The organism is Erythrobacter sp. (assembly GCF_039988855.1).
Taxonomy (GTDB): Bacteria; Pseudomonadota; Alphaproteobacteria; order Sphingomonadales; family Sphingomonadaceae; genus Erythrobacter.
Window position 1 is genome coordinate 919,792 of record NZ_JBDXIY010000015.1, and the last position, 14,551, is coordinate 934,342.

Consider the following 14,551-nt stretch of genomic DNA (forward strand, 5'->3'; position numbering starts at 1 on the left):
AATATTGACCTCATATTGTCCATGGGGTTTTAATACATGAAATTTGATGTGAAGGGTCGGTTTGGTCATAAGGCTTGTGTTGCATTCGCAGGGGTGATGACGCTGGCAATGCTGGGGAACGGTTCCCTTGCATCTGCGTCCGAAGCCGAAGATGCAGCCAAACGTTTTGGCGCTCGTAGCTCAGTGCTCGATATTAGCCTTTCGCCCGATGGGACAAAACTCGCGTGGATCGCGCCAGGGCCGGGCCACTCAGAAAAGCTCCTAGTGATCGACATGGAGAACAATAAAAGCGTTCACACTGTCACCGCAAATTCTGCGATCTATGCCGACCTCTCGCGATGCGATTGGGCCACTAACGTTCGGATCGTTTGCGAGGTCTACGGCATGGGTGAAAGCGACGCCGATGTCCTTACGCCTTTTACGCGGATGTTCGCAATTGCAGATGACGGCTCTAATATCACGCCTTTGACTGCGCCACGCAATTATCGTGCGCTCGGCATCAATCAGAACGGCGGCGATATTGTCGCGCTTGATGTTGACGGCAAAGAGGGACAATTGTTGATGACCCGGAACCACATTCGGGAATTCTCAACCGGCACCCGAATGGCGAACGAGAAGGAAGGGTTGGGCATTGACCGGATCGACGTTGAGAGCGGCAAGCGCCGCACTGAAGTGCAACCGGATAGTGGCGCAGATTATTACCTCGCCGATGACAAGGGTTATGTACGCCTGAAGGCACGCAGCTCAAACGACACGCGCGGTTATGTGCGGGATGGCCGCGTTTATCTAGTACGTGAAAGCGGCAAGAATGAGTGGGAACGGTTAGAAAACATCACTTTAGATGGAGAAGTTATACAGTTCTCGCCAGCCGCCATTGACGCGGGACTCAATCAACTTTTCGCGTACACATCTATCAATGGACACAGGGCACTAGTTGGAATCCCGCTTGATGGAAGCGGTACAGCAAATGTCATTGCATCGCGCGATGATGCCGATGTTGCTGGTCTTGTTCGCATTGGTCGTCAACGCCGCGTTGTTGGCGTGAGTTATGCGACAGAGAAACGCTCGGTTGAGTATTTCGACGAGGAATTGGCCTCACTTGCAAATGCACTGACTCGGGCACTGCCAAGCCATCCATTGATCAATTTTGCCGGAGCGAGCTCTGATGAGAGCAAGCTAGTCATAATTGCTTCTTCGGACACGGACCCGGGTTCGGTGTATTTGTTCGATAAGGCATCCAAAAATCTTGAGCTGCTACTGGCGATGCGCGATTCGCTTGTCGATCAAAAGATGGGTGAGATGCGTCCTGTTACGTTCCCGGCTGCAGATGGAACGCAGATCCCAGGGTATCTGACTATGCCACCCGGTTCTGAAGGGAAAAACCTTCCCGCCATCGTCCTGCCCCATGGCGGCCCGGCTGCGCGTGATTATTGGGGCTTTGATTGGATCGTACAATTCTTCACCGCGCGCGGTTACGCTGTGCTTCAACCCAACTATCGCGGTTCCGCAGGCTATGGCGAAGCATGGTTTGGCCGCAATGGCTATCAAGCTTGGGATGTAGCGATTGGTGATGTCAACGATGCGGGGCGCTGGCTTGTATCTGAAGGGATCGGCGACCCTGAAAAGATTGCAATTGTTGGCTGGTCTTATGGCGGATATGCAGCTTTGCAATCGCAAGTGGTTGATCCTGAATTATACAAAGCGGTGGTGGCGATTGCTCCTGTGACAGACCTTGAATATTTGCGCGCTGATGCGCGCGCATACTCGAACTTTCGTTTTCGCGATCAACAATTGGGCCGTGGGCCTCACATTGCGGCGGGAAGCCCGCGGCGCCATGCTGAAAAGTTCGAGGCTCCGGTCGCGCTTTTTCACGGGACTCTCGATGTGAATGTTGAGGTCCGCCATTCCAAGGATATGGCAGAGGCGCTGGAAGATGCCGGAAAACAGGTCAGTTACGTTGAGTTTGAGGACCTGCAACATAGTTTGGAGGACAGCGATGCGCGCACGAAGATGTTGGACGACATTGACCGTTTTCTGAAGGATAGCCTCAGTCGATAAATTTCTCGACTAAAGCCCTCTCGACAAACTGAGTTATAGAGGCCAAGTGCCTTCGCATGAACGACTCTTCCGCAAAATTGCCTGAGGCAGCCAGCTCGCCTGAAAACTGCGAAACTATGGTTGAGGTGCGCGCTGGTGTTGATGCAACGGATCGCGAGATTGTGGCGCTGTTGGAACGGCGGTTTGGTTATATGCGGGCCGCCGCTCGGATTAAGCCGACACGCGAGGCGGTGCGAGATGAAGAGCGCAAGGCAAGCGTTATCGCGGCCGCCGTTGCTGAGGCCGAAGCCAGAAGTCTGCCTGTTGAGTTGATCGCTGAACTTTGGGAGCAGCTTGTCGAAGGCTCAATCGCCTATGAATTTGGTCATTGGGACAAAATTCGCGACTAGTCCGGTCGTTCTCTGCGTTCAGTAATAGCTATTCAAAACCACAAAAGAAAAGGGCGGCCCCGAAGGACCGCCCTGAATTCTGTATCGATGTGCCTCGCGGGAATTAGCGCGAGTAGAACTCGACCACGAGGTTTGGTTCCATCGTCACCGGATAAGGCACTTCGTCAAGCTTAGGCACGCGGGTGAACTGAACCTTGTCGTTGCCGTCTGGAGCAACGTAGTCAGGAATTTCACGCTCTGGCAGGCTTTGCGCTTCAATCACGAGAGCCATTTCTTTCGCTTTCGAACCGAGGCTGATCACGTCACCAACGTGGCAGCGACGCGAAGGAATGTTACACTTCACACCGTTTACGTAGATGTGGCCGTGGTTGACGATTTGACGCGCTGCAAAGATCGTTGGCGCGAACTTCGCACGGTACACGATCATGTCGAGACGACGCTCGAGCAGGCCGATGAGGTTTTGGCCCGTATCACCTTTAAGCTTGGTGGCGTCTTTGTAGGTTGAACGGAACTGCTTTTCAGTCACGTCGCCGTAATAGCCTTTAAGCTTCTGCTTGGCGCGAAGCTGAAGACCGAAGTCGCTCATTTTGCTCTTACGACGCTGACCGTGTTGGCCCGGACCGTAGGAACGCTTGTTCACTGGTGAATTTGGACGGCCCCAGATGTTTTCACCCATCCGGCGGTCGAGTTTATACTTGGCGCTCTTGCGCTTAGACATAGGTCTATCCTTCAAATTTGCTGGCTTACCCAAGGTGGTAAGCGTTGAACCCGGCACCGCACCATCAAGCAAATTTGCTCAATGCGGTCTCCGCTTCACCGGGGTGCGGGACCAATTGCGTGGGCGCGCGTATACCCGGCACTGCGCAGAAATCAAGCTTATTCGGAAAGGTCTTTGTCTGGCCGGCCAAGCGAAGTCAGTACGCCGCGCAAAGTCCGAACCTCAAGGTGGTTCCAACCCGGCTTGGTCAGTACAGTGCGAAGGGTGCGCCGTGTGGCCTCTGTCCGCGCCTCAGGATAGAAATAGCCCTTTGTCGCAAGCATTCCTTCAAGATGCGCGATGAGGCCTTCCAATGCATCCTGCGGGGCAGGGGGTAAGGCCTCTTCCTCCGCAGTAGGCTGCACGAGGCCGCTCTGCTCCAGCTCGCTCCCAATTCGCGACCATTCATAGGCGGTCAGGATGACGGCCTGCGCTAGATTGAGTGAACCAAATTCAGGATTGATCGGCACGGTGAGAATATGCCGGGCGAGCGCCACATCTTCGGTTGCGAGTCCCGATGCCTCGCGCCCAAACAAGACCGCGTGCCTTCCACCTTGGGAATGCATAAGCCGTGCGGCCTCATCCGGTCCCACAACAGGCTTGGTTACGCCCCGTTTGCGCACTGTAGAGGCGTAGACGTGCTCACAATCAGCCACAGCCTCAGCGGTGGTCTCAAATATCTTCGCCTCGTCCAGCACGATATCCGCACCCGCCGCAGCTGGGCCAGCGCTAGGGTTGGGCCAGCCATCGCGCGGGGCAACGATACGCATTTCGGTGAGGCCGAAATTGAGCATCGCACGCGCGGCTTTACCGATATTCTCACCCAGTTGGGGGCGCACGAGAACAATAATGGGTTTGTTAGACATGATCAGTCTTTAGCAGCGTCAGCGACGGTGCTGGCAAACTCTTCAAAGTCCTTCGCCTCTGAAAAATCGCGGTAGACGGATGCAAACCGGATGTAGGCCACCGTATCGAGCTGTTTGAGCCCGTCCATCACCATCTCGCCAATGCGAGAGGATGGGACTTCGGCATCGCCTGCGGTTTCCACTTGACGTTGAATGCCGGACACAAGTTGATCGATGCGTTCCTGCGAAACGTCGCGTTTTCGGCAGGCAAGCGAGACCGACTTTTCAAGCTTTAAACGATCGAAAGGTTCGCGTTTGGGCTCCGTACCGTCGGGCCCTGCCTTAACGATGACAACTTCGCGAAGTTGCACGCGTTCAAATGTGGTGAAGCGGGCGCCGCAAGAATTGCACTGCCGCCGCCTACGAATCGAGGTGTTATCCTCTGTCGGGCGCGAATCCTTTACTTGCGTATCTTCGTGGGCGCAAAATGGGCAGCGCATATGCTCTGGTTATCTTTCTGGATAGACCGGGAAGTCGGCGCACAGTTTAGCCACGCGGTTGCGCACGCTTTCTTCAACTTGTGCATCGCCTTCCGGGCCGTTTTTCGAAAGCCCATCAACCACCTCAGCGATCAATTGACCAACTTGACGGAATTCTACCGGGCCAAACCCGCGCGTCGTGCCCGCAGGAGTGCCAAGGCGAATGCCTGAGGTCACGAAGGGTGAGCGCGTGTCGAACGGAATGCCGTTTTTGTTGCAAGTGAGCCATGCCCGGTCAAGTCCGGCCTCTGCTGCCTTGCCGGTCACATCCTTTGCGGTGAGATCAACCAGCATGGAGTGATTGTCTGTGCCGCCAGAGACAATGCGCAGACCGTTTTCTTCAAGGCTTGCTGCAAGCGCGCGGGCGTTCTCTACAACGCGGTGGGCATATGTTTTGAACTCAGGGGCCAAAGCCTCTTTAAAGGAAACGGCTTTCGCCGCCACAACGTGCATAAGCGGGCCGCCTTGGAGGCCGGGGAACACCGCCATATTCAATGGCTTGGTGTATTTCTCATCATTCCAAAGGATGATGCCGGAACGCGGGCCGCGAAGCGATTTGTGAGTCGTCGATGTCACAATATCGCAATGGGGGAAGGGCGAAGGATGCGCACCGCCCGCCACGAGGCCTGAAATGTGGCTCATATCGCAAAGCAAGATTGCCCCCACTTCATCGGCGACTTTTCGGAATGCGGTAAAATCCCAAACCCGCGAATAGGCCGTGCCGCCGCAAATGATGAGCTTTGGTTTATGCTCGCGCGCGGTGGCTGCCACTGCATCCATATCGATCAGCTCATCGCCCTCAGTCACGCCGTAGCTGACCGGGTTGAACCATTTGCCCGACATATTGACCGGCGAACCGTGGGTGAGGTGTCCGCCTGAGTTCAGGTCGAGACCCATAAATGTGTCGCCTGGCTGAAGCATTGCAAGGAACACTGCCTGGTTCATCTGACTGCCAGAGTTCGGTTGAACATTGGCAAAATTACAACCAAACAATTGCTTAGCTCGGTCAATTGCGAGTGTTTCAACGACATCGGCGTAGTCGCACCCGCCGTAATAACGCTTGCCCGGATAGCCTTCTGCATATTTGTTGGTGAAGACGCTGCCGGTCGCCTCAAGCACCGCTTTCGACGCGATGTTCTCAGACGCAATCAGCTCGATCTTGTCCTGCTGGCGGTTTAATTCAGAACCAATCGCAGCGGCGATCTCGGGGTCGGCACTGGCAAGTGTGTCATGCCAAAACCTGTGCATTGGGTCAGCGGAGTGATTTGGCTGTGTGCTCATTGGTGGGTCTCGATGTGGTCTGGGTCGATGGGCGGATTGCCGAGTTTTGACACGCGGCGTTGATGACGGCCGGCAGGATCACCTTCATCGGCGAACTGAGTGCTTAGAAAAGTCGCTACGCAGGACTTCGCCATTTCGATGCCGGTCAGCCGTGCGCCAAGGGCAATGCAATTGGCATTATTGTGTTCGCGCGCCAGTGCGGCAGATAGAGGCTCTGATACCAAAGCACAGCGGGCGCTGGGGTGGCGGTTTACGCTGATTGAAATGCCAATCCCCGATCCGCACAAGGCCACGCCGTAATCCGCGGTGCCATCTGCAATCACATCGGCAAGTTTGTACCCATAATCGGGATAATCAACGCTTTCGCCGGGCTCTGGACCCAGGTCGGCAACTTCATGACCCTCTTCCATCAACCATTCAGCAAGCTCGGCTTTAAGGTCAGTGGCGGCATGATCGGATGCAATGGCTATACGCATGCGGCGCTTCATAGTGTGGTCGGGCGTGTGACTCCACCCCAATTGAGGCGCTTTTCTACGTTTAGCGAACGGTTGCCAATCTTACCCTTAACCTCTGGCACTTGATAGCTGCGGCTTGATGGGTCATGCCATTCGCTTGAAGAATAGCGACCTGGCGGATTTTCCAAGATGCGGTTTTTGTTTCTCTGTATGTTTTTGCTGGCACTGGCGATTCCCGGCGCGGGCCCGGGATCTGGCGAGGTCGCTGCGCGATCAGAAGCCGCGCCTGCGGTAGAAGCTCAGCAGGTAAAGCGTGCCTCTGCGATTGATCCGGGCTTTGGAGGGGTGATAATCTCGATTCGAAGCGAGCTTTATCTCGAAGAGCCACTCGACGTTTATTTCCTGCGTGAAGGTGGGAAGATCGCGAACCCAAGCGATGTGGTCCGGTTCGATCGCAAACAAAGCTTCTTCGCATTCGGCAATTCAACCGTGAAATATCAAGTCAGGGCTTATCAATTGCCGGTGGGAACCTATCGTATGGTTGCGCACGGCATTGATTGCCCCAAAATCCCGGCTCAGGACGAGCGGTGCCTGATCGACCGCAGGGGATTGACCGGCACAGTCGAAGTATCGCGCCCATCGCGTGGTTATGATGCAATTGCGCCCACATTTGAGGTTCGAGAAGGAACGCTTACCAATGCTGGCGACTTTGCTTTGACAGCGCGCAACACGGTAGAGTGGTCGGCGATCCCGCCAATGGAGCTTAGCAAGGTAGGCAGGCGTTTTCGCGATCTTCCAAGCGGGCCTGAACCGGTAATCCCTGAAGGATTTGCCCTCAAATTTGGGCTGTTCCCGCGCAGCTTTGAAGACGATCGCGGGCGTCGTTACTGACAAGGTGTTTAGATCAGTCGTTCGCTTTCTTGAGCATTTTATGCAGCCATTTCCAGAGCTTATCGACCTCTTTGGACGCTTTTCCATCAGGCGCAAGTTCGCCCGCTGTCTCACCCTTAGCGCTTGACCTGTGGAAGTCAGCGCGTTCGCCTAATGTCACCGGACAAACCTTAAGACCGATGTCTTTGGCCGCCTTCTTTGCTTCCTTAGCCAACTTGGTGGCGCCTGTGGGTACGGCGTTCAGCACTACAAAAGCAGGCGTTTTGGCGTAGTTTACAAGGTCGGCAATCGGCTCAAGCGCGGCAAGATCGAAGGCGCGCGGTTTTGTCGGGATAAGGACAATATCAGCCGCCTTAATCGCCTCCCGCGCGGCCGCATCGGCGTGGGGCGGGGTGTCGATCACCACGAAGTCCACGCCGTTCTTCTTTGCGCTCTCAATTGTCCGACCAAGCCGGGCAGGGGGCGCCGTCACCACCACCGGGAGAAAATCACCCCGCCAATCGCTCCACGCAGCAGCGGTTGCTTGCGGATCGGTATCGACCACGCAAGATTCGTGTTTGGCAGCCGCTGCCCGGGTGGCCAAATTGACCGCAAGCGTGGTTTTGCCGGAGCCGCCCTTTTGGCTGACGATGGCGATGGTTGTTGGAGTGGTAGGCATACGCTTCCTACTCAGTAGGACTTTGTTTTGCCGCTTCATACTGCATCAATTCTTCCACAAGCTCCGGCATCTTGTTCGTCACAACCTGCATGATTTCAGCCATATAGGTCTGGTTTGCATCTGAAAACGCAGGGTGCGAAATTAGCTCGGCCTGTCGTCCCATGAAGGCTTGGCCAGACGGCGTGGACACAAATGCCAAGATGTCTTGGAGTTCTTGGGTGGAGTAAAGATCAGCAAAGGCGATCGCCCAAGCATCCATCAACATTGGAATATTACGCAGCAAGATTTCATTTGTCTCAACAGATGCAAGTTCCTGCCATTGGACAAGGATTGCTAATGCCCCTTCATCGGTTACCAACCCATCAAGACTTTGCGCCACTTGGGCTTCCATCTGCTCAGCGGTGTCCTGAAACAGCTTGATATGGCTATCACCTGGATAGGCCTGTTCGAGGATAGCTTGCGCAAGAGCGAGCTTGGCCTCATCGGTGGTCTCAGCCTGAGCGCCGGCAATTTGCGAAGACGGCTCAGCCGCAGAGACGCTTGTCGTGGCCATTGCTGCTCCAATTATGGCACCGCCCATCATGACACTCAAAGCATATTTCATGATCATTGATCCAAGAAGCTCCGCATTTTGCGTGAACGGCTTGGGTGCTTAAGCTTGCGCAGCGCCTTTGCCTCAATCTGACGGATACGCTCGCGGGTCACGCTGAACTGTTGGCCAACCTCTTCAAGAGTGTGGTCGGTGTTCATGCCGATACCAAAACGCATACGCAGCACGCGCTCTTCACGCGGGGTGAGAGAGGCGAGAACGCGGGTGACGGTTTCCTTGAGGTTTGCCTGAATGGCGGCATCCACAGGAATGATTGCGTTCTTGTCTTCGATGAAATCGCCAAGGTGCGAATCTTCTTCATCACCAATCGGGGTCTCAAGCGAAATTGGCTCTTTGGCGATTTTCATCACTTTGCGAACCTTCTCCAAAGGCATGGAGAGGCGCGCCGCCATTTCCTCTGGTGTCGGCTCACGACCTTCTTCATGAAGGAATTGGCGCGAGGTCCGGACAAGCTTGTTGATCGTCTCGATCATATGGACCGGAATACGGATCGTGCGGGCTTGGTCAGCGATTGAACGGGTGATCGCCTGACGGATCCACCATGTTGCGTAAGTTGAGAATTTGTACCCGCGGCGGTATTCAAACTTATCAACCGCCTTCATCAGGCCGATGTTACCTTCTTGAATAAGATCAAGGAATTGCAGGCCGCGGTTCGTGTATTTTTTCGCAATGGAAATCACGAGGCGAAGGTTGGCTTCCACCATTTCCTTCTTCGCGATACGCGCCTCGCGCTCGCCCTTTTGCACCATATTCACGATGCGGCGAAACTCAGGCAAAGCCATGCCGGTGTTTGCAGCAATGTCGGTGATTTCAGTGCGGATGCGATCGAGCGCGCTTTCTTCTTTCTCGGCGAAAGCGGCCCATTTCTTGTCCTTGGCTGCACGTTCGGCAATCCAGCTGTCGTCAAGTTCATTGCCGACATAGGATTTGAGGAAGTCGATACGCTTAATCTTGTGACGTTCTGCCAAACGCAGCATCTGACCACCCAAGGCGGTCAAGCGGCGGTTGAAGGCGTAAAGGTTGTCGACGAGGAATTCGATTTTTGCAGCATGGAACTGCACGCTTTCGACTTCAGCCGTCAGCTCTTCCGAGAGCCTTTCGTACTTGTTCTCTTTGGCCTTCGGGAAAATTCCGCCATCGGCAAGGACTTGAACCCGCTCAAGCTGAAGTTTCTCGAAGCTTTTGAAAAGCTTTGTGATCCGGGCGAAACGCTCAATCGCGTCGGGTTTGAGGGCGGCTTCCATCTGAGCAAGAGAGAGTGTGTTATCCTCCTCCTCTTCCTCTTCCTTCTTGGCGCCTTCGCCTTCCTCGCCTTCTTCGCCTTCCTCTTTGTGATCTTCGACTTCACCGTCGTCATCACGGATGGTCGGTCCAGCGGTCTCCTCGGAAATCTCGCCGCCGTTTTCGGCTTCCTCGTTTTCCTGCTCCATCTTGTCAGGTGGAGGCTCTTTAGAAAGCATCGCATCAAGATCGAGGATTTCGCGAAGTTGCATATCTTCAGAATTGAGCGCTTCGGACCATTGGATGATCGCGTGGAATGTGATCGGGCTTTGGCACAGGCCCATGATCATCATGTCGCGGCCAGCTTCGATACGCTTGGCAATCGCGATCTCGCCTTCGCGTGAGAGCAGCTCCACCGCGCCCATTTCACGCAAGTACATACGCACAGGATCATCGGTACGTTCGCCCGTACCTGTCTTCTTCGCAGCAGGTTTCGCAGCAGCAGCAGGCTTTTTCTTGTCGTCGTCGACTTCCATTGCCTCGACTTCGGCGTCTTGTTCAGCCTCTGCCTCGGCCTCTTCGTCGTTTTCGACAATCTGGACGCCCATTTCCGACAATGCGGTTTGGATGTCTTCGATCTGATCAGGACTCATCTCTCCCGAAGGCAAAGCGGCGTTGAGCTCATCATAAGTGATGTAGCCCTTCTTCTTTGCCTTGGTCATGAGCTTCTTCACAGAAGCCTCATTGAGATCGATCAGCGGTGCGTCGTCTTTGTCGCTCTTAGCACTGGTTGCCATGTAATGTGTCTGTCCGTTCGCCGAAGATTGTGTCGTCTTTGGTCACCCCAACCGGACCAAAAGCTTCACAAGCTCTAACCATTAATCCCACCCCGGATCGAAAAATCCGGGAAAAACTCTACTCGGCCGATGCTCCGGCCTTTTTTCGCCCAAATGCCTTTAGGCGTTCTTCAACTGCATGGAGCTGCTCTCGCAATCTGACTTGCTCTGCCAAAGCCCCTTCGGGGTCTTCCTCAAACCTTGCGATCGTAGCCGCCATAGCAGCTTCGAGCGCTGGTTTTTGGGCCAGCAGCGATACAGCTTCGGTCAATTCCTCGCGCGCTTCACCGGGGTCTGTGCCTTCTCGAAGAAAGGCGAACTGTTGGTTTACCGGTGGGGCAGGACTGCCGTTATCTTCCGATATGGGCAATGCGCCGTCCGAATCAAGTGTTTCTGACAGCTCCATCAACGATTCTATCGCGGGCGCAGCATTTGGGTCGAGAAGTGCGAGGCGCGAAAGGGCTTCAGAATGAGTCGCGATCTCTTTGGGATGACGCACAAGACCAGCTATGACCGCTGACAAAAGTGAGGCTCTTTGCCCACCGGCCATCGCCCGGCCAAGCGTGTCACGCGCATCTCCGGAAAGCCCGCGCGGCGCCGTGTTTCGGTTTTGCCAATTGCCCCGTGATTGGCTCTGGCGCTGAGAGCCGCGATTGTTTTCACGGCGCGGGAAGGCAAAGGCGGAGAAACGGTCGAGCAGTTCGCGCCGATAAAGCGCCCGAATGTCTTTATTCTCGATCGTATCGACATGCTCCATGAGCCGCGCTTTGAGACCTGCCTTGGATTCAGGGCTGGAAAGCGGCTGAGCATCGCGTTCGCCTTCCCATAGCGCATCAAGCAAACTCTTTGGATTGTCGAGCAATTCGCCCATCGCCTTTGGACCTTGGCTGTTGATGAGATCATCTGGGTCCATACCGCTGGGCAGGCGCACAATAGAAAGCGAACGCATGGGGGCAAGGAGGGAAAGGGCGCGGCCAATCGCTCGCATCGCCGCACGTTCCCCGGCTTTATCACCGTCAAAGCACAGCACCGGCACCTCGACCATGCGCCACAGCATCTCTAGCTGAGTCTCCGTCAGGGCGGTGCCCAGCGGCGCAACCGCGTCCTCAAAACCCGCCTGCGCAAGCGCGACCACATCCATATAGCCCTCGACCACCACTACGCGTCCAGATTGACGCGAGGCAGGGGAAGCGCGGTGGAGGTTGTAGAGTGTGCGCCCCTTGTCAAACAGCGGAGTGTCGGGCGAGTTGAGATATTTCGCGACGCCCCCAGAACCCTTGGCGCGTTTATCCATAATCCGCCCGCCAAAGGCGATCACACGGCCACGCGCATCCTGAATGGGAAGCATGACCCGCCCACGGAACCGATCATAGGTCGTGCCATCATCGGTCTTGATCCGCATGCCGGTCTCCACCAACATCTGATCGTCATAGCGCGCAAGAGCACGGTTCAAAGCCTGCTTACTCTCCGGCGCATAGCCAAAGCCAAACTCTTGCAAAACTTCCGGTTTAAGCCCGCGATTAGTCAGATATTGCATCGCCTCGCGGCCATCGGAGCTTCGCAAATTGTCGAAGAACCAACCTTGCGCATCGGTGGTCACATCTATCAGCTCGGCGCGTTTTTCCGCCTTTTTGGCAGCAACCGGGTCCGGGGCAGGGACCTCCATCCCCGCTTCGCCAGCCAGCTCCTTACACGCATCAATGAAAGAGAGCCCGCGCTGCTCCGTCATCCACGAAATCACATCGCCATGCGCCCCGCAGCCAAAACAGTGGTAGAACCCCTTCTGATCGTTGACGTAGAAGCTGGGCGTGGCCTCATTGTGGAATGGGCAACACGCCTTGAACTCGCGCCCCGCACGGGTGAGCTTGGTCGAGCGATTGATCACGGTTGAAAGCGTGATCCTCGCGCGCAGCTCGTCCTTCCATTGCGGGGTAATGCTCATAAACAAACTGTGCGCCTAAGCGCGGGGCGGTTCAAGCGCACTTTTGCTCCCTTGTGGGTATGTCTGTGATTACGCCGCGATTACGAAAGCGCCGCCTTCACAAGGCCGCTGGCAAGCTTCCCATCGAGCACCGCACCGTGCTTGGCTTTCAATGCGCCCATGACCTGCCCCATATCTTTCATCGAAGAAGCGCCAGTTTCCGCCTTGATTGCTTCGATAGCGGCCTTGGTTTCATCCTCGCTCATCATCTGCGGCAGGAATTCTTCGATTACGGCAAGCTCTGCCTTTTCATTGTCCGCCAGCTCCTGACGCCCGCCTTTTTCGTACATCTCAATCGATTCGCGGCGCTGCTTCGCCATTTTCTGGAGGACAGAAGTTACCAGAGCATCATCGTCGATATCCTTGCCACTTGTGCGCTCTTCAATATCGCGGTCCTTGATCTTGGCGCTCATCTGGCGAAGGGTCGCAGTGCGCTCCTTCTCTTTGGCTTTCATCGCGGTAATGGTCGAAGCTTTGATGTCATCACGGATCATCGAAATTGGTCTTTCTTGTGGAAGGAATTACGTATGCAGGCCGCTTAGCCCAAATATGCTTCCCTAGATAGGTTGACGTGGGCCCTCGGCAAGCTTAGCGGGTGGGTCTTAGCGACATTGCTGTAAATCCCTTGCTTGGAGAGCCCCAAAATGGCTTCTGCTGCCACTCGTCCTGCGCAACCTGAAGGTGCGACGGGAGTCCTTGTTTTGGCCGATGGAACGGTGATCTGGGGGCGAGGGTTCGGCGCTTCTGGTGATGCCGTGGGTGAAGTGTGTTTCAACACGTCGATGACCGGCTATCAAGAGGTGATGACTGATCCCTCTTATGCGGCGCAGATCGTCACCTTCACATTCCCCCACATCGGGAATGTTGGTGCGAACAGTGAAGACGTCGAAAGCGCAGGCGCCAATGGTCCTTGGGGCGCGGTTGGCTGCGTTGTGCGCGAAGATGTGACCAAGCCATCGAACTTCCGTAGCTTGGGAAGCTTCCAAGAGTGGATGGAGAAAAACGGCAAAATCGGCCTTTCGGGCGTCGACACAAGGGCGCTCACCCGCCGCATCCGGCAATCAGGTGCTCCCAATGCGGTGATCGCCCATTCGCCGGAAGGGCAATTTGATATTCCCGCTCTTACCGCCCGCGCGCAGGAATGGGCCGGGCTAGAGGGCATGGACCTCGCCGTTCGCGTCACCCGTGAGGAGCAAGAAAGCTGGGAAGGCGGATTTTGGCGCTTGGGCCATGGCTATGGCCGCGCGGCCCACGACGCGACCCCCCATGTGGTGGCATTGGACTTTGGCGCGAAGGACAACATTTTTAGGAACCTCGTGCGCGCCGGGGCCAAGGTGACGGTGGTGCCCGCCAAAACCAGCTTTGACGACATTATGGCGCTTGGGCCCGACGGCGTATTTCTTTCCAACGGTCCCGGAGACCCTGCGGCGACGGGCGAATACGCCGTGCCAGTGATCCAGCAATTGCTCGAGGCTGACATGCCGCTTTTCGGCATATGTTTGGGCCACCAAATGCTTGCGCTCGCAGCGGGCGCAAAGACGATCAAAATGCACCAAGGGCATCGCGGCGCAAACCACCCGGTTCAGCGTGTTGGCGAGGGCTGGGGTGAGACCACTGGCCTCGTCGAAATCACCAGCATGAACCACGGCTTTGCAGTCGATGCGGACACTTTGCCAGACACGGTTGAGCAGACCCATGTGAGCCTCTTCGACGGCTCCAACTGCGGTATTTCGGTGAAGGGCAAGCAGGCATTCGGCGTGCAGTACCACCCCGAGGCGAGCCCGGGCCCGCAGGATAGCTTCTATCTGTTTGAGAAGTTTGTTGGGGGGCTAGGTTGAGAACGGCCTCCCTAATCCTTGTTGCCTTTCTCGCGTCATGTAACTCCGTGAGTGCTTCCGAGGCGGACGCATGCGGTGTATCCCTCAGTCAGCTGCAGGCGGCGGTCGAGCAGCATCAAGAGGCAGAACCATACTCTTCGCGTTCGATAGGCAAGTGTGAGCTTCATGTTGATGATGCACGAGACGTTCACA

At 55.7% G+C, this 14,551-nt stretch carries 14 protein-coding genes; 4 read left to right on the forward strand and 10 right to left on the reverse strand.

Annotated features, from left to right (window positions below):
- The first annotated feature begins 36 nt into the window (after positions 1-36).
- Entirely contained in the window at positions 37-2,058 is a 2,022-nt protein-coding gene (locus ABJ205_RS07290; RefSeq protein ID WP_348155489.1) for a S9 family peptidase, read from the forward strand.
- A 56-nt stretch (positions 2,059-2,114) separates the two neighbouring features.
- Entirely contained in the window at positions 2,115-2,447 is a 333-nt protein-coding gene (locus ABJ205_RS07295; RefSeq protein ID WP_348155487.1) for a chorismate mutase, read from the forward strand.
- Positions 2,448-2,550: 103 nt separating this feature from the next.
- On the opposite strand, the gene rpsD is transcribed toward ABJ205_RS07295, so the two are convergent.
- From rpsD to ABJ205_RS07320, 5 genes are all read right to left on the reverse strand, one after another.
- The gene (gene rpsD / locus ABJ205_RS07300) at positions 2,551-3,165 is read right to left on the reverse strand and encodes a 30S ribosomal protein S4 (RefSeq protein ID WP_348155485.1); all 615 of its coding nucleotides are present in this window, start codon (positions 3,163-3,165) and stop codon (positions 2,551-2,553) included.
- 158 nt (positions 3,166-3,323) lie between these two features.
- Positions 3,324-4,070, reverse strand: coding sequence for an RNA methyltransferase (locus ABJ205_RS07305; protein ID WP_348155483.1), 747 nt, complete (start codon positions 4,068-4,070; stop codon positions 3,324-3,326).
- Between the two features lie 2 nt (positions 4,071-4,072).
- Positions 4,073-4,549, reverse strand: a complete 477-nt coding sequence (gene nrdR, locus ABJ205_RS07310; protein ID WP_348155481.1) for a transcriptional regulator NrdR — start codon at positions 4,547-4,549, stop codon at positions 4,073-4,075.
- Between the two features lie 9 nt (positions 4,550-4,558).
- Positions 4,559-5,869, reverse strand: a complete 1,311-nt coding sequence (gene glyA, locus ABJ205_RS07315; protein ID WP_348155479.1) for a serine hydroxymethyltransferase — start codon at positions 5,867-5,869, stop codon at positions 4,559-4,561.
- Positions 5,866-6,345, reverse strand: a complete 480-nt coding sequence (locus ABJ205_RS07320) for an RpiB/LacA/LacB family sugar-phosphate isomerase (protein WP_348312852.1) — start codon at positions 6,343-6,345, stop codon at positions 5,866-5,868. The genes glyA and ABJ205_RS07320 overlap by 4 nt, the downstream gene beginning before the upstream one ends.
- Before the next feature lie 189 nt (positions 6,346-6,534).
- On the opposite strand from ABJ205_RS07320, the gene ABJ205_RS07325 reads away from it, so the two are divergent.
- A complete protein-coding gene (locus ABJ205_RS07325) occupies positions 6,535-7,215 on the forward strand; it encodes a hypothetical protein (protein WP_348155262.1) in 681 nt (226 codons plus the stop codon).
- 13 nt (positions 7,216-7,228) lie between these two features.
- Here ABJ205_RS07325 and parA read toward each other — a convergent pair whose 3' ends face one another.
- The 5 genes from parA to ABJ205_RS07350 form a co-directional block, all read right to left on the reverse strand.
- Complete coding sequence (parA, locus tag ABJ205_RS07330) at positions 7,229-7,873, reverse strand: ParA family partition ATPase (RefSeq protein ID WP_348155263.1); 645 nt, start codon at positions 7,871-7,873, stop codon at positions 7,229-7,231.
- Between the two features lie 7 nt (positions 7,874-7,880).
- Positions 7,881-8,477 (reverse strand): DUF2059 domain-containing protein, encoded by a 597-nt coding sequence (locus ABJ205_RS07335; protein ID WP_348155265.1) that lies wholly within the window; start codon positions 8,475-8,477, stop codon positions 7,881-7,883.
- A gap of 2 nt (positions 8,478-8,479) precedes the next feature.
- A complete protein-coding gene (rpoD, locus tag ABJ205_RS07340) occupies positions 8,480-10,501 on the reverse strand; it encodes an RNA polymerase sigma factor RpoD (protein WP_348510031.1) in 2,022 nt (673 codons plus the stop codon).
- A 118-nt stretch (positions 10,502-10,619) separates the two neighbouring features.
- A complete protein-coding gene (gene dnaG, locus ABJ205_RS07345; RefSeq protein WP_348159326.1) occupies positions 10,620-12,482 on the reverse strand; it encodes a DNA primase in 1,863 nt (620 codons plus the stop codon).
- A gap of 80 nt (positions 12,483-12,562) precedes the next feature.
- The gene (locus tag ABJ205_RS07350; RefSeq protein WP_348159328.1) at positions 12,563-13,015 is read right to left on the reverse strand and encodes a GatB/YqeY domain-containing protein; all 453 of its coding nucleotides are present in this window, start codon (positions 13,013-13,015) and stop codon (positions 12,563-12,565) included.
- A gap of 150 nt (positions 13,016-13,165) precedes the next feature.
- On the opposite strand from ABJ205_RS07350, the gene carA reads away from it, so the two are divergent.
- Entirely contained in the window at positions 13,166-14,359 is a 1,194-nt protein-coding gene (gene carA, locus ABJ205_RS07355; RefSeq protein ID WP_348159330.1) for a glutamine-hydrolyzing carbamoyl-phosphate synthase small subunit, read from the forward strand.
- The last annotated feature ends 192 nt before the right edge of the window (positions 14,360-14,551 follow it).

Excerpts from the sequence above, each read along its gene's own strand:
- ABJ205_RS07290 (WP_348155489.1), top strand. The coding sequence starts at position 37 with ATGAAATTTGATGTGAAGGGTCGGTTTGGTCATAAGGCTTGTGTTGCA.
- ABJ205_RS07295 (WP_348155487.1), top strand. The coding sequence starts at position 2,115 with ATGAACGACTCTTCCGCAAAATTGCCTGAGGCAGCCAGCTCGCCTGAA.
- rpsD (WP_348155485.1), bottom strand. The coding sequence starts at position 3,165 with ATGTCTAAGCGCAAGAGCGCCAAGTATAAACTCGACCGCCGGATGGGT.
- ABJ205_RS07305 (WP_348155483.1), bottom strand. The coding sequence starts at position 4,070 with ATGTCTAACAAACCCATTATTGTTCTCGTGCGCCCCCAACTGGGTGAG.
- nrdR (WP_348155481.1), bottom strand. The coding sequence starts at position 4,549 with ATGCGCTGCCCATTTTGCGCCCACGAAGATACGCAAGTAAAGGATTCG.
- glyA (WP_348155479.1), bottom strand. The coding sequence starts at position 5,869 with ATGAGCACACAGCCAAATCACTCCGCTGACCCAATGCACAGGTTTTGG.
- ABJ205_RS07320 (WP_348312852.1), bottom strand. The coding sequence starts at position 6,345 with ATGCGTATAGCCATTGCATCCGATCATGCCGCCACTGACCTTAAAGCC.
- ABJ205_RS07325 (WP_348155262.1), top strand. The coding sequence starts at position 6,535 with ATGTTTTTGCTGGCACTGGCGATTCCCGGCGCGGGCCCGGGATCTGGC.
- parA (WP_348155263.1), bottom strand. The coding sequence starts at position 7,873 with ATGCCTACCACTCCAACAACCATCGCCATCGTCAGCCAAAAGGGCGGC.
- ABJ205_RS07335 (WP_348155265.1), bottom strand. The coding sequence starts at position 8,477 with ATGAAATATGCTTTGAGTGTCATGATGGGCGGTGCCATAATTGGAGCA.
- rpoD (WP_348510031.1), bottom strand. The coding sequence starts at position 10,501 with ATGGCAACCAGTGCTAAGAGCGACAAAGACGACGCACCGCTGATCGAT.
- dnaG (WP_348159326.1), bottom strand. The coding sequence starts at position 12,482 with ATGAGCATTACCCCGCAATGGAAGGACGAGCTGCGCGCGAGGATCACG.
- ABJ205_RS07350 (WP_348159328.1), bottom strand. The coding sequence starts at position 13,015 with ATGATCCGTGATGACATCAAAGCTTCGACCATTACCGCGATGAAAGCC.
- carA (WP_348159330.1), top strand. The coding sequence starts at position 13,166 with ATGGCTTCTGCTGCCACTCGTCCTGCGCAACCTGAAGGTGCGACGGGA.